We start from the raw sequence: 15,923 nt of genomic DNA, 5'->3' as shown, positions 1-15,923 counted from the left end.
CGGCGCGTCCTCGCAGCAGTCCTGCTTCCAGGGCAGGGGGACGGATGAACGCTCGGGTGCCGGCGATTGCGCCCATAGCGTTGTCGCCGGGGGAGGCCGGGCAGAGGCTTGGCGATGGAGGCCTCCACGGGGAGGTATCTCAACCCGGCGCGCGGGTCGGGGTCGTTACGGAGTCGGGTGATCGATGGGAAGACGCGAACGGGAAGAGCCGGCTCTCTGGGAACGGTCCATAGTGGCGCCCCGTGGGGAAGGCGGATCTCCGTCTGTCATACATTGACGAGGTGCGTGCGTCGGTGATGGCAGGGTTCTCGCCGACGCCCGGACCGGACGGACTACGCCGGGTGATCGCCGCATGATCCGCAGTGCGAACCGCCCATGGAGTGAGCACGTGCACCGCGTGTGGTGATCCCACGCATGACGTGATGGCTCAGTCGGACGTGTCGAGGGTGAATCGCCGGCACCGGCCACACCCGGGGCGTCGGTGCGGTGCGCCGCGTTGATCCTATCGGGACGCTCCACGGTCGACCGGGCGGTAGCCGGGCGCCGTGCCCGCCGCCGCCCTCGGTAGCTGCACCAGGCGGGCGTCGTCGAGCGTCTCGCCATCCAGACCGGTGCTGGCCCGCGCGGTGAACCGCATCCCGGCAGCTCCCGGCGTGCGACACCGAGTTCGGCGGCGAGCCGCTCGGCCGGGATCCGCAGCGGGGCGCTCGCCGGGTAGCCGGGCGCGATCACCTCGGCCTGGTCGCCGAACAGCAGCAGCACCTGCGCCTGAACCCGGTCGCCGGGCTCCGGCGGGACACCGGCAGCGTCTGGGCCGCGCTCCCGGGTCTCCATCACGCGGCCATCATGGCACCACCCCTGCGGTGCCGCCGACCAGGCGCCGTACCAGCCGAGCAGGAACAGCTGAGTTCTCATCCACGCTCACCGCAGGTCAGACAGGCGAAATCAGCCGGAGGAAGTCCGGCAGCGATGTTCCCGGGACTGCGTCGCATCGCGGCGACCGCTCTAGAAGGCCGTTGAAGATCTTGTCTCGGCCGTTGCTTGTGGTCGGCCCGTGGTTCGCTCAAGTGAGTTTGGGAACCAGTGTCCAGACGTTGCCGGTTTGGGTGAGTCCAAGGTTGATCAGGGTTCGCAGGTTGAGGACGGCCGCCCGGGTGTGGAGCCAGGAGTTGTTCTTGATGGTGCCGATGTAGCGTAATCGCCGGTTGTCCCGCGCGACGATCCGGGCGATGGCGCGTTTGACGGGGGCAGCCAGCGCCGGTAGTCGTCTTGCCAGACGGGATCGGTGGCGGCCTGCCCGCGCGCTGCTGGACGCCCACACCGCGATCGGCGGGCCGGGCACTCGGCATTCGGCGCTGACCCATCTGGGCGAGGGCGGCGCGAGCCTGCTGATGCTGATGGCCAGGTCCCGGCACAAGAAGACCGAGAACGTGCGCCGCTACTTTCATCCTTCTCCGGAGGCAATCGCCGAGGTCACCAGCCTGCTGGCCCCGGCGACCGCCTCCGGTGAACGGCGCGTCCGGCTCGGTTGTGCACCGGGTGTTCGCCCTCAACGCCCGCCGGGCAGCCACTCGACAGGAGCTAACGCATGAACTCTGCACTGCACGAAGGGGCTTCCCCCAGCGGTTGGAGGGAACGTTTGCGCCACGTCTACTGGATCGGCGGCGGCAGCGGGTCCGGAAAATCCACCATCGCCCGACGCATCGCCGACCGGTATGGGATGCGTCTCTACGATACCGACGCGGTCATGTCCGACCACGCCCGCCGCGTGCCCGTGGAGCAAGCTCCTTACCTGGGCAGGTTCGCTGCCATGAACATGGACGAACGCTGGGTGGCCAGAAGTCCGCGCGAGATGCTCGATACCTTCCACTGGTTCCACGGCGAAGGATTCAAGCTGATCATCGAAGACCTTCTCGCCCTCCCCGCCGACCGGCCGGTGGTCGCCGAGGGATTCCGGCTGCTGCCCGGCCTCGTCCGACCCCTGCTCACCGAAGTAGGCCATGCCGTGTGGCTGCTGCCGACTCCCCAGTTCCGCCAGGCGGTGTTCGACAGCCGTGGCGGACCGGCATGGGGATTCCTCGCCAAGACCCGTGACCCGCAGCAGGCGCTGCAGAACCTGCTCCAGCGCGACGCACTGTTCACTGACCGGCTCAGCGAGCAGACCCGGCATCTGGGCCTCTACGGGCTCAGGGTGGCTTCCGGGGGCACCGAGGAAGATCTCGTACGGCGAGTCTCCGCGGTGTTCGGTCTTGAGGAGTAGGTGGTCACGACGTGGGGTTCAGCGGCCCTGGCCCATCAGGCATCTCGGGGAGTTGGAAGGAGCAGCGGCCCATCATGTTGATGTGGTGCGGCACGAACGGCGACAGCCGGGCCACGTTCTCCTCGCGCATGTCGAACCCGGTTGTGCGGAGGTGGGATAGGGCGGCGTCCATGTAGCGGGTGTTAAACAGCACGATCGCGTTCAGGACCAGGCCGAGTGCGCCGATCTGGTCTTCCATGCCCTCCTGGTAGTTCTGGTACAGCTGCCCGTTGCGGCCGTGGAGATCTTTCGGGTCAGGGCGTGGCGGCCTTCCTGCAGGTTGGCCTTGATCTGGTGACGATACCCGGGTTCGTCGGCCATCCAGGATGCGCAGCGTCTTAGAGATGCGACCGTAGTGCGCGATCGCGTTGCCGAGCGGGGTGGGGCGGCCGTCGCGCGAGAGCATCCGGATCACGTCGTGGGCGCACGGCGCCGGTGTGGATGGAGCCGATGATGCGGGATGTCTTCCCAGTGCCGCTCGATCCGCTTCAGGTCGATGCGGCCGCGGGCGGCGTCGTTGAACGGGCCGTAGTCGGCGCGGCCGTCGATCCGCCACATCTTCTGATCGGGCAGGTCGGCCAGCTGCGGCGCGTAGGCGTACCCGGCCAGGGTGAGCAGGCCGAACACGATGTCGCTGTAGGAGGAGGTGTCGGTGACGACCACCTCGGGGCGGCCGCCGCCGTCGCGGTCGTACAGCACGTCCAGCACATACAGCGAGTCGCGTGAGGGTGCCGGCCACGACCTTGCCAGTCAGGCCCGCCGCCTGGTCGTTGATCATGTTGAGCCAGGTCGCGCCGCCGCGGCGGCCAAAGTACCTGGGGTTGGGCCGCGCGTACACCGACGGGACCGGAACCACGAACCGCATCCCGTCGATCGAGGCGACCAGCCGGCCGCCCCACGCCTGTGCGAGGCCGATGGACTGCTGCGCGGCGATCAGCGCGGCGTTGGCGGCGCGGTAGGTCGCGTGCCGCAGGTAGGTCTGGTCCACGTGCGACAGCCGGTCCCGGGTCAGCGGTTCGGCCGAGCCGATGACCGGGTTTAGCCGACGTTGCAGCCGTGCGGGACCAGCAGCGCGGCAACCGTGACGTTCAGGTCGGCCAGCCTTGCCGGGTCATGGCCCGCACTCGGGATGAGCCCGTGCCGTGCCCGGTGTGCGGGGTCCTGACCGCCCGTGTCACGGCTTCTGCGGCCGGACGGCCACGGACGTCCCGGTCGACGGGCGGACAGCGGTGGTGTCGGTGACAGTACGGCGCCTGGTCTGCCCGGCGCTGGGATGCCCACGGCAGGCGTTCCGCGAACAGGGGCCGGGCTTTTGCCATCAGGCCCCCGTCCTGCCGCGGATAAACGGTGGCCGCTCGATGTTGTCCGACTGGGCCGGCAGCAACGGTCACGCGACCGACCACGACGCGGCCGCTGTCCTCACCCAGCCGTAGCCCGACTGAGCTAACGGAAGGGGGAGCGCCTGTCTTCTGCAGGGCTCAGCTGTACCAGGTGACTTTGAATGATCTCCACCGGCGGATCATGCGCAGTGACGCCGGGCGGTTGTAGGCGACGCGCGAGCGGCCGGTCCCCTCGGCGGTGGAGGAGGCGGGCGCGCACCGTACGGTCGACGCCGACGCCCTGGTGGAGCTGTGCCAGGTGATCGCAGATATCTGAGAAATTTGAAATCCGGAGACAACGGCTCCGTTTCCGGGGATGCCGACTCTGCCATCGTTTCCCCCGTTCGTCCGCACGTTTGCGCTGTTTCCTGTAATCCCAAGTAACGCGTAGCCTGTCATCTGGGGTAAAGCACTGCCGTACCCTGGAAAGAGCAAGAGCCGGTGGGACCGCACGCCCGACACGGGCGGTGTGATCAGAATTCCGTCGAGGTCGACCCTGCTCGGCCCCTCGCCTTGGCGTCTGCAGGGTTTATCGCGGATCGGGCTCCCGAGCGGCCAGGACATCCCGCCTTTTGAACCTCGGATGTTCCGTCACCTTAGGCGTGTGCTACCATCCATGCAGTTGCAGTTGTGGTACCCATAAAACTTGTGTGCGCCTGGCGGGATGTGACCTTCAGGCGCATTTTGTTTTTCCGGCCATCTCCGGAGGGGGCCTCATCCGGCGACGCGGAATCTGTGCAGTGCGGATTCCGGTTCGGCCCCTGCTTAAGGAGATTCAACATGGCTGTCGGAACCGTGAAGTGGTTCAACGCGGAAAAGGGCTTCGGCTTCATCGAGCAGGAGGGTGGCGGCCCCGACGTCTTCGCCCACTACTCGAACATCGCCGCCCGGGGGTTCCGCGAGCTGCACGAGGGCCAGAAGGTGTCGTTCGACATCACCCAGGGCCAGAAGGGTCCCCAGGCCGAGAACATCGTTCTCGTCTGACCCAGGTCCGCATCGTGATTCGGGGTCCGCGCTCGACAAGCGCGGGCCCCGGCTCATGTCCGGGCAGGCGCTCCCTCATGCCGCACCTCGTCGATCCTGCAAGCGCCGCTGCCCGGTCTGGGCAGGTGAGCTTCTGACGAGGACGGATTAAGATCCAGGTCCTGCCCGCGCAGGAGGGCGCCGGCGCGTGGACGCCCGCCGAGGTGGCCGCCGACGGAGCCGTACTCGCGCGATGCGCTTCCCCTACGGGGCATCTGTCTCAGAGTTTGTGCAGCTTCTTGTATGGGGTCATGATTCGTTCCTGCTGTGATCCGAAGTCGACGATCACAGCAATCCCATCCTCTACAGCCAAGACCACGCCGAGACCGTACCGATCATGGGTTACCTGGTCGTTCACACTGAACTGCTCGACAGGCGGGGCAGGAGGCGGAGGCTTGAAGGGACTGGTGGGCAGGTGACGGCGGGACGCGCCGCTGGCTGGCTTCATTCCCTCTAGTATGTGCTGCTCGCCGAGCTGTTCACAACCAACCTGTGGCCTTGAGACGCTGTCTTCGTCCCGTGCAACGGTCTGCTTCGGTGGTGGTGGCGCGAGGAAGCTCACCGCAGGTGCCGGCGAAGCGATCCAAACTCCCCACCGGCCCGCGGGGAAGCCCCTGAAAACATTCGCCCCTCGCGGACGGCTGCGGTCGGCATGCGGCCATTTGGTGTTCCAGGACCCGATGACGTCGTTCAACCCGACCCGGCGGATGGGCAGTCAGCTGGCCGAGGTCGCCGGACAGCACCAAGGGCTCAGCCGCTAGCAGGCGTTCGACCGGGCGGTGGAACGGCTGCGTGCGGTGCGGGTTCCGGCCGCTGAACGCCGCGCGCGGCAGTACCCGCACGAGTTCTCCGGCGGCATGCGGCAACGCGCGATGATCGGCATGGGGCTTATGGGCTCCCCCAAGTTGATCATCGCCGCACCGCGTCGCTTGCTGGCACCCTGTTGCCGCCGACACGCCCGAACCGACGGGCGCTGCGCCGGAGCCGGAGCACGGGCGGCGGGTGGCCGCCGATCGTGAAGGAGTGCTATGAGCGAGCTGCGCTTTGACCAAGTCAGCGTGCGGTACGGTCACCGTCACACTGGCCTCACTGCCGTCGACCGGGTCAGCCTGACGGTTCCGTCCGGGCAGGTCGTCGGGTTGGTCGGCGAATCCGGCTCGGGCAAGTCGACGCTGGCCCGTACCGCAGTGGGGCTCTCGCCGGTCAGTGGCGGCCGGGTGCTGCTCGACGGCACCGACGTACGACGGCAGGCGCGCCGCAACAGGCCGGTCCAGATGGTGCTCCAGGACCCGTCCTCGTCCCTGGACCCGCGGATGACGATCGGTGAATCGATCGCCGAGGCCATGCCGCGCGGCGCGTTCCTTCGCCGGGCCGCCCGAAATGTCGAGGTCTGCCGGCTCTTGGAGCTTGTCAATCTCGGCTCCGACCGTGCCGGCATGCTGCCCGGCCGGCTCTCCGGAGGGCAGCGGCAACGCGTGGCGCTCTCCCGGGCGCTGGCCGGCCGGCCCAAGGTGGTCATCGCCGACGAGATCACCTCGGCGCTGGATGTGTCCGTGCAGGGCGCTGTGCTGAACCTGTGCCGGGACCTGCAACGCGAACTGCGGTTGTCGATGTTGTTCGTCTCGCACAACCTCGCGGTGGTCCGTCACATGTCCGACCTCATCGCCGTCATGTACCTCGGCCGCATCGTCGAAGTCGGCCCGACCGAGGCCGTGGTGACCGATCCACGGCACCCCTACACTCGCGATCTGGTCGACGCTGCACCATCGCGCACCGGAAATCTGCTGGCCGATGAGGTTGCTGCCACAGCCGACGTCGAGCCGCCCGACCCGCACAACCCGCCGACCGGCTGCCGCTACCACCCACGCTGTCCGATCGGACCGGCCATGCGCAGCGACCGACAGATCTGCGTGACCACCGACCCGATCGAGAGCGCCGGCGAGCGGCCGCACGGCGCCGCCTGCCACTTCGCCGGTAGTCCGGCTCTCCCCGACAGAGCCCGCGCATGACCCCCTCATCCCCTTGGTCCGCATCTGGTGGTCGATGCCTGTGAGTTGCTTCGCGGGAAGGTCTACGCGCAAGCCACGAGAACGCAACTGCCGTGCACTCAACCGCACTCGCAGTTCGGGTGAGGGATATCCACGCTCACCGAAAGTCGGACTTCCAGGTCGCCGACACGCGACTGACGATTCGAAACGACACGCACCGGGCCATCTCTGGTTTCTGGAGAGTTTTGCCCGGGTCGTGACTGCTGAGGTCAGCGGGGTGCCATCCGGAGCGCGCCGTCCATCCGGATGACCTCGCCGTTGAGGTAGTCGTGGTGGATGATCGTCAGCGCCAGGTGGGCGTACTCGTCCGGGCGGGCCAGCCTCCGCGGGAACGGAACGCCGCCCGCCAGACCCTCCCGGAACTCCGCGGAGACCGTGGCCAGCATCGGCGTCTCCACGATGCCCGGGGCGATCGTGTTGACCCGGATGCCGTGCTGGGCGAGGTCGCGCGCCGCGGGCAGGGTCAGCCCGACGATGCCGCCCTTGGACGAGGAGTACGCGGCCTGCCCGATCTGCCCCTCGTAGGCGGCGACCGAGGCGGTGTTGACGATCACGCCGCGCTGGCCGTGCTCGTCCGGCTCGGTGCGGGCGATCGCCTCGGCGGCCAGGGCGAGCACGTTGAAGGTCCCGATGAGGTTGACCTGCACGACGCGCGCGTACAGGTCGAGGTCGTGCACGCCGTTCCTGCCCAGGATCCGCGCCGACGGGCCGATGCCCGCGCAGTTGACGACCGCGCGCAGCGGCAGGCCGGCGGCGGCCGTCGCGACGGCGGCCCGCACCTCCTCGGGGCTGGTGACGTCGGTGGGGAGGTACTCCACTCCCGGCACCGGGTCCACGGCGTCGATGCTCTGCTTGAGATCGAACACGAAGACCTCCGCGTCCTCCTTGGCCAGCAACTCGGCGGTCGCGGCGCCGAGGCCGGAGGCCCCGCCGGTGACGATGACTGCGGTGTCGGCGACCTGCATCAGTGCTTCTCCCTGCTGACTGCGGTGATCACGGGTGCGGTGTTCCCGGCGAGCGAGCGGCCGATGACCATGCGCTGGATCTGGTTGGTGCCCTCGAAGATCTGCATGACCTTCGCCTCGCGCATGTAACGCTCCACCGGGAAGTCGCGGGTGTAGCCGTAGCCGCCCAGCACCTGGACGGCGTCGGTGGTGACCTTCATGGCGTTGTCGGTGGCGACCATCTTGGCGATGGACGCCTCCCGGCCGAACGGCAGGCCGAGGTCTTTCAGCCGGGCGGCGTGCAGCGTCATCGCGCGGGCGGTCTGCACGGCCGCCTCCATGTCGGCCAGCAGGAACGCCAGGCCCTGGTGCTCGACGATCGGCCTGCCGAACGTCGAGCGCTCCTTCGCGTACGCCACGGCGTGGTCCAGGGCGCCCTGGGCCAGGCCGGTGGCGACGGCGGCGATGCCCAGCCGGCCGGAGTCGAGGGCGGCCAGCGCGATGCCGAGACCGTCGCCCTCCGCGCCGATCCTGCGCTCGGCCGGCACCCGCACGCCGTCCAGGCGCATCGTCGCGGTCGGAGAGGCGGTCAGGCCCATCTTGTGCTCGGGCGGGTCGGCGCTCAGGCCCTCGGCGCCGGCCGGGACGAGGAAGCAGGAGATGCCCCTGCGGTCGTCCGAGGTCCGTGCCATCACCGTGTAGAAGTCGGCGCGCCCGCCGTGCGTGGTCCACGCCTTCGCGCCGGTGAGCACGTAGTCCTCGCCGTCACGGACGGCGCGGGTGGTCATGGCGGCGGGGTCGGAGCCGGCGTGCGGCTCGCTCAGGCAGTACGCGCCGAGCAGTTCGCCGCCGAGCATGTCGGGCAGCCAGGCCCGCCGCTGCTCGTCGGTGCCGAAGTTGAACAGCCCGAAGCATGACAACACGTGCACGCTGGTGCCGACGGCGACGCTGGACCAGACCCGGGCGACCTCCTCCAGCACCTGCAGGTACACCTCGTAGGGCTGACCGCCGCCGCCGTACTCCTCGGGGTACGGCAGGCCGAGGACGCCCATCGCGCCGAGCGTGCGGAACACGTCGCGCGGGAAGTCCTCGTCCGCCTCGGCCTTCGCGACCCGGGGGGCCAGCTCCCCGTCGGCGAGGTGCCGGACGATCTCGATCAGGTCGGCACTCTCTTCGCTTGGCATGACACGCGATGCGGGCATCGAAGCTTCCTTAGAGTACGGAATGGAGTACCAAAGTATCAGAAACTGTACTGATCGCCAGGGGCTGCCGTAGAGTCGGTGCCATGCCGTCGCCCGACAGGACTCGCACCCGGCGCGAGGAGACACTGGCGCAGCTCCGCGAGCTGTTCCTGGCCGAGGGATTCGCGTCGTTCAACATCGGCGACCTCGCCGAGCGGCTGCGCTGCTCCCGGACCACCCTGTACGCGGTGGCGCCCAGCAAGGAGCAGATCGTGGTGGCCGCCGTCCGCTCGTTCTTCAAGGCGGCGGCCGAGCGCATCGAGGCCCGGGTCGCCGCCTCCGGCGACCCGGCCCGGCAGCTCGCCGTCTACCTGGAGGCCGTCGCCGCGGAGCTGCAGCCCGCCTCGGCCGCGTTCCTCGCGGACGTGGCCGCCTTCGGCCCGGCCAACGAGGTCTACCAGGAGAACACCCGCTACGCGGCGGAGCGGGTGCAGAGCCTGGTGACGGAGGGGGTCAGGGCCGGGGTGCTGCGCCCGATCCACGCGTCGTTCGTGGGGGCCGCGGTGGCCGAGGTCATGAACTCCATCCAGCGCGGCGCCATCCAGTCGGCCACCGGGTTCGACGCCGCACAGGCCTACCGGCACCTCGCCGACCTGGTCCTCGCCGGCCTGACCACCGCACCGGTGGACGAGCAGGCGGTCACCGGGACCTGGGTGCGGTACGAGGTCGCCGACGGGGTGGCGACCATCGAGCTCGACCGGCCGGAGTCCTCGAACGCGCTGGACCTGCCCATGGCGCGTGCGCTCGGCGACGCCGCCGAGGCCGCGGCGGCCGACCCGGGGGTGCGCTGCGTGCTGCTGCTCGGCCGCGGCCGCAACTTCTGCGCCGGCGGGGACGTCACCGCGATGCACGGCGCCGCGGACCGCGCCGGCTACGTGCTGGAGCTGGCCCGGACGGCGCACCGCGCGGTGCTGACCCTTGCCCGTCTGGAGGTCCCCGTCGTGGCCGCCGTCCAGGGCGCGGCGGCGGGCGCCGGACTGGCCCTCACCCTGGTGGCCGACGTGGTGCTCGCCGGCGAGTCGGCGACGTTCCTGACCGCGTACGCCCAGGCGGGGCTGACCCCGGACTGCGGCACGTCCTGGCTGCTGCCGCAGGTGGTGGGGCTGCGCCGGGCGCTCGCCCTGACGTTGACCGATCGCCGACTGACGGCGGGGGAGGCCGCCGACTGGGGGCTGGTCACCGACGTCCACCCCGACGAGGAGCTCGCCGAGTCGGCCCGGCAGGCCGCGGCGCGGATCGCGGCCGGGCCGTTCCCGGCGCTCGGCCGGACCCGGCGCCTGCTCCGGGACGCCCCGGCGCGGTCGCTGGCCGACCAGCTCGACATCGAGGCCGCGACGATCGCCGAGGCCGCCGCGTCCGCCGCGGCCGGGGCCCGGCTCGACGCGTTCGTGAACGGCAAGCGCAAGTAGAGAGGCGGGAACCCGATGAAGGACGGCCCCCTGGCGGGACTGCGAGTGGTGGAACTGGCCGGGCTCGGCCCGGCCCCGCACGCGGCCATGGTGCTCGCCGATCTCGGCGCCGACGTGGTCCGGATCGAACGGCCGGCGGGCCGCGGGCTCCGGCTCGGCGCCCCGGACGCGACCGACGCCGTGCTGCGCGGCCGGCGCCCGGTCCACGCCGACCTGAAGTCCGCCGGCGGGCGGGCCGTCGTCCTCGGCCTCGCCGAACGCGCGGACGTGCTGATCGAGGGCCTGCGCCCCGGCGTGGTCGAACGGCTCGGCGTGGGCCCGGACACCTGCCTGGCCCGCAACCCCGGCCTGGTCTACGCCCGGATGACCGGGTGGGGCCAGGACGGGCCGTGGGCCGGCCAGGCCGGCCACGACATCAACTACATCGGCCTGACCGGCGCGCTGCACGCCATGGGCCGCGCCGACCGGGCCCCGGCGCCGCCGCTCAACCTGGTCGGCGACTTCGGCGGCGGGTCCATGCTGCTGCTCGTCGGCGTGCTGGCCGCGCTGTTCGAACGGTCCCGGTCCGGCCGTGGCCAGGTGGTCGACGCCGCCATGGTCGACGGGACCGCGCTGCTCAGCCAGATGACCCTCGCCCTGCGCGGCATGGGGGCCTGGCGCGACGAACGGGAGGGCAACCTGCTCGACGGCGCCGCGCCCTTCTACGACACCTACACCTGCGCCGACGGCGGGTTCGTCGCGGTGGGCGCGCTGGAGCCGCACTTCTACGCGGCGCTGCTGGCCGGGCTGGACATCGACCCGGCCGAGCTGGGCGAGCAGAACGACCCGGCCAGCTGGCCGGCGATGCGCAAGCGGTTCACCGCCGCGTTCGCCTCCCGCACCCGCGACGAGTGGGCCGCGCACTTCGCCGGCACCGACGCGTGCGTCACCCCGGTGCTCAGCTTCGCCGAGGCCCCCGGCCACCCGCACCTGGCGGCCCGTGGCACGTACGCCGAGGCGGACGGCGTGGTCCAGGCGGCCCCGGCGCCCAGGTTCTCCCGCACCCCGGCCGCCCCGGTGGCCCCGGTGCCGCGGGCGGCGGCTGACGCGGCGGACGTGCTGCGCGAGTGGGGGCAGCCGGGCGACTGACCGCCCGGTGGCACCGGAACCGGCCGCCGACCCGCGGTGTGCGTGGCCTCATAAGCCGCACTGCGCGCAACGGCCGGTGCGACCTCCGGTGCCGGGAGCGGCCACACCGCAGTGCCGACCCGGGTCAGGCCGCCGGCAGGAACCCCGGCAGCCGGTGGCGGATGATCTCCTCGGCGTCCGCGACGATCCGGTCCACCACGTTCCGGCAGCTGTCCACCTCGGTGATGAGCCCCTGGGCCTGGCTGGCCCACCACAGCCCGTCCTCCATGTCGCCCGCCCCGAGGACGCGTTCCCGTCCCCGTACCCCCGAGGCGAGGTGGGCGACGTCCTCGAAGGACGAGCCCGGCCGGCGTGAGATCTCGGCGATCTCCTCCGACACCGAGTTGCGCGCCACCCGCGCCGAGTTGTGGAACTCGCGGAAGACGATGATCGAGTCCCGTTCGGAGTTCGCCACGATCTGCCGCTTGACGTTGTCGTGGACGGGCGCCTCGGTCGTCGCCATGAACCGGGTGCCCATGTTCGCCGCGCACGCCCCGAGGGCCAGCGCCGCCACCAGGCCGGCGCCGGTGGCGATGCCGCCGCTGGCGATGACCGGGACGTCCAGCGCCCGGCTGGCCGCGGCGATGAGCACGAGGCCGCCGATGTCGTCCTCGCCGGGGTGGCCGGCGCACTCGAAGCCGTCGATGCTGACCGCGTCCACGCCGAGCGCCTGCGCCTTGACGGCGTGCCGTACCGCGACCGCCTTGTGGATGACCTTGATCCCGGCGGCCTTGAAGTCGGGCAGATGCGCGTCCGGGTTGCCGCCGGCCGTCTCGACGACCGTGATCCCCGACTCGATGATCGCCGCCCGGTACTCGTCGTAGGGGACCGGGCGGATGGTGGGCAGGATGGTGAGGTTCACCCCGAACGGCTGGTCGGTCAGCTCGCGGGTGCGCTTGATCTCCAGGGTGAGCGCCTCGGGCGTCGGCTGGGTCAGCGCCGTCAGGAACCCGAGGGCGCCGGCCTCGGCGACGGCCGCGATCAGTTCGGCCCGGCCCAGGCCGGTCATCCCGCCGCACAGCAGCGGGTGCCGCACGCCGAAGGTCTCGGTGAAGGAGGTAGTGATCATTTCAGCGGTGGCTTTCGTCTCGAACGGTGGTCCGGCCGCGGACCCGGGCCGGGGTGGACAGGGGGCGTTCAGGCCGCTGCGGGGCCGCCGAGCCGGGCCAGGACCTCCGCGATCGACTCGGCGGGATCCCCGGCCGTCCAGCCGGTGACCGGGGTGAGGGCTTCCGGCGCATACACGCCGAGATCGGTGCCGTCGAAGCGGACGATCCGGCCGGTCACGCCGCGGGTGGCGTCGCTGAGCAGCGCGACCACCACCGGCGCCACGTCTCCGGGCGCGCCCAGCGCGGGCCGGTCGGGCCGGGTGTCCAGCGCCGCCATGCCGGTCTCGGCCAGCGGCGACACGGCGTTGACCCGGATGCCGGCGGACGCGCAGTCCCGCGCCCAGCCGGCGGTCATCGCGGCCACCGCTCCCTTCGTGGCGCCGTAGGCGCTCATGCCGGGGATGCCGAACCGGGCGCCGGACACGACCGTGACGATCGACCCGCCGGCGCCCCGCCGGACCATCGCCCGCATGGCGTGCACCGCGGCGAACTGCACACCGAGCACGTTGACCTCGGCGATCCGCCGCAGCCGCGCCTCGTCCTCCTCCCACGGCGAGGCGTGGTGGGTGATCCCGGCGTTGGCGACGAGGCCGTCGAGCCGGCCGAACTCCAGCTCCGCCGTCCCGGCCAGCCGGGCCGCCACCTCCCACGACCCGGCGGAGCCCGGTTCCGCCACCGCGTGCCCGCCGGCGGCGGCGATCTCCGCGGCCACGGCGCGCGCGGCGGCCGCGTCCACGTCGTTGACCACGACCCCGGCGCCGTGGGCCGCGCACGCGAGCGCGTAGGCGCGGCCCAGGCCCCTCCCGGCGCCCGTCACGACGACGCAGCGCCCGTCCAGCAGGCCGCCCATCAGTCGGTTTCCGGGTCGAACAGCTCGACCACCGCGGCCTTGTTGATCTTGCCGGTCGGGTTGGTCGGCAGCGAGCGGACCACCCGCAGCAGCTCCGGCTGCTTGTGCCGGGCCAGCCCCTGGCCGGTCACCGCGCGGCCGACCTCCTCCAGGGTCAGGTCCTCCCGGTCCGAGACGACGGCCGCGCCGATCCGCTCACCGAGCCGGCCGCCGGGCACCGGGACGATCGCCACGGCCGCCACGTCGGGGTGCCTGACGATGGCGTCCTCGATCTCCCTGGCCGAGAACTTCTCGCCGCCGCGGTTGATGACGTCCTTCAGCCGCCCGGTGATCCGCACCTGCCCGTCGGCGGCCAGCGAGCCGAGGTCCCCGGTGCGGAACCAGCCGTCGGGGGTGAACGCGTGCGCGTTCAGCTCCTCGCGCACGTAACCGAGCATCATCTCCGGGCCGTGCAGCAGCAGTTCGCCCACCTCGCCCGGCTCGACGTCCCGACCCGAGGGGTCCACGGCGCGCAGCTTCACGCCCGGCGCGAGCCGGCCGTCGGTCTCCGCCCGGAACTCCAGCGGGTCCAGCTCGTTGGGCAGCGTCGCGGTGGGCAGCTCGGTCATGCCCCACGCCCGGTACGCCGCGATGCCCAGCTCGTCGGCGCGCCGGATGAGGGCCGGCGGCACCGCCGCGCCGCCGCAGCAGTACTGGCGCAGCGGCGACCGGTCCCGCCCCTCGGCGGCGTACACGTCGAGCAGCTCGCGCAGGAACGGCGTGGCGCCGGCCATGTAGGTGGCACCGGTACGGTCGGCCAGCTCGGCGCACACGGCCGGGTCCCACCGTTCCATCAGCACCGCGGTGGCCCCCACCCAGCAGGGGATCATGAAGCCCTGCAGCAGGCCGGTGATGTGCGTGATGGGGGAGGCCATCACCATGCGGTCGCGGAACGTCAGGCCCCACTCCACGACGGTCGTCCGCAGCTCGTGCCGCAGGCCCGCCACGGAATGCACCACGCCCTTGGGCTCGGACTCGGTGCCCGAGGTGAACAGCACCAGGCAGGGGTCCGCGGGGGCGGCGGGCTCGATCCCGGACGGCAGCGCGCCGGGGCCCTCCCCGCCCGCCGCCCGCCAGCCCGCCGACCGGCCGGTGGTGAGCAGCCGTGCGGCGGGTTCGTGCGAGATGTCGCGCAGCGCCTCGTCGAACTCGTCCGGGTAGGCCCGGCGCCGGTCGTCGGCGTACGTGACGATGGCCGCCGGCCGGATCTGGTCCAGCACGGTGCGGATCTCGCGCGGGCCGTACAGCGGCACGATCGGACTGCTGATCGCCCCGATCCGCCAGATCGCCGCCGCGACGGCGACGGCGTCCGGGCCGGTCGGCAGCAGCCAGCAGACGGCGTCACCCGGCCGTACCCCGCCGGCGATCAGGGTTCGCGCGACCGCGGCGGACTTGGCGGCCAGCTCGGCGAAGCTCGTCTCACCGTGCGTGGTGATGATCGCCGGTCGGTCCGGCCACCGCGTCGCGCCGTGGTCCAGCAGGTCGCCGATCCGCTCCTCGGTGAGGAAGCCCCGGCGGCGCCAGACGTCCGCGAGCTCGGGGGCGACCACCCGCGGCCTGCGGTTCCAGTCGGCTGTCCTCACGACGTCGTCCACTTCGGTTCGCGCTTGTCCAGGAAGGCGGCCGGGCCCTCGACGGCGTCCGGATGGTACCGGTGCCGCCGGATCAGTTCCCAGCCGAGATCCATGTCGGTGGCGATGAGCCGTTCCTCGAACGTGCGCAGCACCCGGCGGCTGAGCCGCACCGCCTCCGGCGAGTTCCGCCCGATCATCGCGGCCAGCTCCATCCCCCGGTCGACGAGCGCGTCCGGCTCGACGACCTCGGAGACGAGACCGGCGCGCTCGGCCCGTTCGGCCGACAGCGACTCGTGCCGGCCGAGCAGGACGAGGCGGGTCAGCAGGTCCGGCCGCATCCGCAGCCGCAGCTGCAGCGGTTCCAGCGCGGACACCTGGCCGACGCTGACGTGCGGGTCCAGGAAGCGGGCCGCCGGCGACGCGATGCAGATGTCGGCGTCCGCCACGAAGTGCAGGCCGCCTCCGGCGCACACCCCGTTCACCGCGACGATCACCGGTATCCCCAGGCGTGGTCCGGGCAGGAAGTCGAGCTCCTCGGCCGCGGTGTCGCCCACCTTCACCCTCGGCACCGAGAGCATGGACACGTCCGCCCCGGCGCAGAACGCCTTGCCCGCGCCGGTGAGCAGCACCGCGCGCAGCTCCGGCGCCCCGGCCGCCGCCCGCCACAGGTTCGCCAGCCCGTCCATGAGCTCGTCGTCGAGGGCGTTGGCGGACTTCGGACGGTTGAGGGTCACGACCAGCGTCCCGCCGACGACCGTGCTGAGCAGCACCCCATCCGCACGTTCCAGGCCTGCTCGGCCGCTCTTCCCCGACACGGGCGCCTCCCCACGGGCGCCGAGAC

At 71.6% G+C, this 15,923-nt stretch carries 16 protein-coding genes and 2 pseudogenes; 7 read left to right on the top strand and 11 right to left on the bottom strand.

Annotation, left to right across the window (positions count from 1 at the left end; all coding sequences use genetic code 11):
* Window positions 1–502: 502 nt before the first annotated feature.
* Entirely contained in the window at window positions 503–637 is a 135-nt protein-coding gene (locus ACQEVJ_RS27830) for a hypothetical protein (protein ID WP_433106002.1), read from the bottom strand.
* A gap of 592 nt (window positions 638–1,229) precedes the next feature.
* Here ACQEVJ_RS27830 and ACQEVJ_RS27825 point away from each other — a divergent pair.
* Window positions 1,230–1,592: a hypothetical protein gene (locus tag ACQEVJ_RS27825; RefSeq protein WP_433106000.1), complete on the top strand. Its 363-nt coding sequence runs from the start codon at window positions 1,230–1,232 to the stop codon at window positions 1,590–1,592.
* Window positions 1,589–2,260, top strand: coding sequence for a shikimate kinase (locus tag ACQEVJ_RS27820; protein ID WP_433105998.1), 672 nt, complete (start codon window positions 1,589–1,591; stop codon window positions 2,258–2,260). Before ACQEVJ_RS27825 ends, ACQEVJ_RS27820 begins: the two co-directional genes overlap by 4 nt.
* A 4-nt stretch (window positions 2,261–2,264) precedes the next feature.
* On the opposite strand, the gene ACQEVJ_RS27815 is transcribed toward ACQEVJ_RS27820, so the two are convergent.
* From ACQEVJ_RS27815 to ACQEVJ_RS27805, 3 genes and pseudogenes are all read right to left on the bottom strand, one after another.
* The gene (locus ACQEVJ_RS27815; RefSeq protein ID WP_433113011.1) at window positions 2,265–2,705 is read right to left on the bottom strand and encodes a Tn3 family transposase; all 441 of its coding nucleotides are present in this window, start codon (window positions 2,703–2,705) and stop codon (window positions 2,265–2,267) included.
* Between the two features lie 5 nt (window positions 2,706–2,710).
* Window positions 2,711–3,007 carry a Tn3 family transposase gene (locus ACQEVJ_RS27810; protein WP_433105996.1) on the bottom strand — a complete coding sequence of 99 codons (297 nt, stop codon included), beginning with the start codon at window positions 3,005–3,007 and terminating at the stop codon, window positions 2,711–2,713.
* Between the two features lie 88 nt (window positions 3,008–3,095).
* Window positions 3,096–3,287: pseudogene (locus ACQEVJ_RS27805) on the bottom strand (Tn3 family transposase); the annotation flags it as partial.
* A gap of 107 nt (window positions 3,288–3,394) precedes the next feature.
* Between ACQEVJ_RS27805 and ACQEVJ_RS27800 the strand changes: the two are divergent.
* Both ACQEVJ_RS27800 and ACQEVJ_RS27795 read left to right on the top strand, forming a co-directional pair.
* Window positions 3,395–3,609: pseudogene (locus tag ACQEVJ_RS27800) on the top strand (transposase family protein); the annotation flags it as partial.
* 849 nt (window positions 3,610–4,458) lie between these two features.
* Window positions 4,459–4,662, top strand: a complete 204-nt coding sequence (locus ACQEVJ_RS27795) for a cold-shock protein (RefSeq protein ID WP_193205280.1) — start codon at window positions 4,459–4,461, stop codon at window positions 4,660–4,662.
* Window positions 4,663–4,921: 259 nt separating this feature from the next.
* Here ACQEVJ_RS27795 and ACQEVJ_RS27790 read toward each other — a convergent pair whose 3' ends face one another.
* A complete protein-coding gene (locus ACQEVJ_RS27790; protein WP_433105994.1) occupies window positions 4,922–5,149 on the bottom strand; it encodes a hypothetical protein in 228 nt (75 codons plus the stop codon).
* 580 nt (window positions 5,150–5,729) lie between these two features.
* On the opposite strand from ACQEVJ_RS27790, the gene ACQEVJ_RS27785 reads away from it, so the two are divergent.
* On the top strand, window positions 5,730–6,710 hold the full coding sequence (locus ACQEVJ_RS27785; RefSeq protein WP_433105992.1) for an ABC transporter ATP-binding protein: 981 nt from the start codon (window positions 5,730–5,732) through the stop codon (window positions 6,708–6,710).
* Window positions 6,711–6,958: 248 nt separating this feature from the next.
* Here ACQEVJ_RS27785 and ACQEVJ_RS27780 read toward each other — a convergent pair whose 3' ends face one another.
* On the bottom strand, window positions 6,959–7,714 hold the full coding sequence (locus ACQEVJ_RS27780; RefSeq protein WP_433105990.1) for an SDR family NAD(P)-dependent oxidoreductase: 756 nt from the start codon (window positions 7,712–7,714) through the stop codon (window positions 6,959–6,961).
* Window positions 7,714–8,895, bottom strand: a complete 1,182-nt coding sequence (locus tag ACQEVJ_RS27775; protein ID WP_433105988.1) for an acyl-CoA dehydrogenase family protein — start codon at window positions 8,893–8,895, stop codon at window positions 7,714–7,716. Before ACQEVJ_RS27775 ends, ACQEVJ_RS27780 begins: the two co-directional genes overlap by 1 nt.
* A gap of 83 nt (window positions 8,896–8,978) precedes the next feature.
* Between ACQEVJ_RS27775 and ACQEVJ_RS27770 the strand changes: the two genes are divergently transcribed.
* The gene (locus ACQEVJ_RS27770) at window positions 8,979–10,343 is read left to right on the top strand and encodes an enoyl-CoA hydratase-related protein (protein WP_433105986.1); all 1,365 of its coding nucleotides are present in this window, start codon (window positions 8,979–8,981) and stop codon (window positions 10,341–10,343) included.
* 15 nt (window positions 10,344–10,358) lie between these two features.
* Window positions 10,359–11,471 (top strand): CaiB/BaiF CoA transferase family protein, encoded by a 1,113-nt coding sequence (locus ACQEVJ_RS27765; RefSeq protein ID WP_433105984.1) that lies wholly within the window; start codon window positions 10,359–10,361, stop codon window positions 11,469–11,471.
* Window positions 11,472–11,595: 124 nt separating this feature from the next.
* Here ACQEVJ_RS27765 and ACQEVJ_RS27760 read toward each other — a convergent pair whose 3' ends face one another.
* The 4 genes from ACQEVJ_RS27760 to ACQEVJ_RS27745 all read right to left on the bottom strand — a co-directional run bounded on the left by ACQEVJ_RS27760 (window position 11,596) and on the right by ACQEVJ_RS27745 (window position 15,897).
* Window positions 11,596–12,579: an NAD(P)H-dependent flavin oxidoreductase gene (locus ACQEVJ_RS27760; RefSeq protein ID WP_433105982.1), complete on the bottom strand. Its 984-nt coding sequence runs from the start codon at window positions 12,577–12,579 to the stop codon at window positions 11,596–11,598.
* Between the two features lie 68 nt (window positions 12,580–12,647).
* Window positions 12,648–13,469: an SDR family NAD(P)-dependent oxidoreductase gene (locus ACQEVJ_RS27755; RefSeq protein ID WP_433105980.1), complete on the bottom strand. Its 822-nt coding sequence runs from the start codon at window positions 13,467–13,469 to the stop codon at window positions 12,648–12,650.
* On the bottom strand, window positions 13,469–15,091 hold the full coding sequence (locus ACQEVJ_RS27750) for a class I adenylate-forming enzyme family protein (RefSeq protein WP_433105978.1): 1,623 nt from the start codon (window positions 15,089–15,091) through the stop codon (window positions 13,469–13,471). Before ACQEVJ_RS27750 ends, ACQEVJ_RS27755 begins: the two co-directional genes overlap by 1 nt.
* Window positions 15,088–15,897 (bottom strand): enoyl-CoA hydratase/isomerase family protein, encoded by an 810-nt coding sequence (locus tag ACQEVJ_RS27745; RefSeq protein WP_433105976.1) that lies wholly within the window; start codon window positions 15,895–15,897, stop codon window positions 15,088–15,090. The genes ACQEVJ_RS27750 and ACQEVJ_RS27745 overlap by 4 nt, the downstream gene beginning before the upstream one ends.
* Between the last annotated feature and the right edge of the window lie 26 nt (window positions 15,898–15,923).

Origin of the sequence: Microbispora sp. CA-102843 (genome assembly GCF_050936215.1) — a bacterium.
Taxonomy (GTDB): Bacteria; Actinomycetota; Actinomycetes; order Streptosporangiales; family Streptosporangiaceae; genus Microbispora.
Note: the sequence above shows the minus strand (reverse complement) of the source record. Positions and strands in the feature narration are given on the sequence as shown.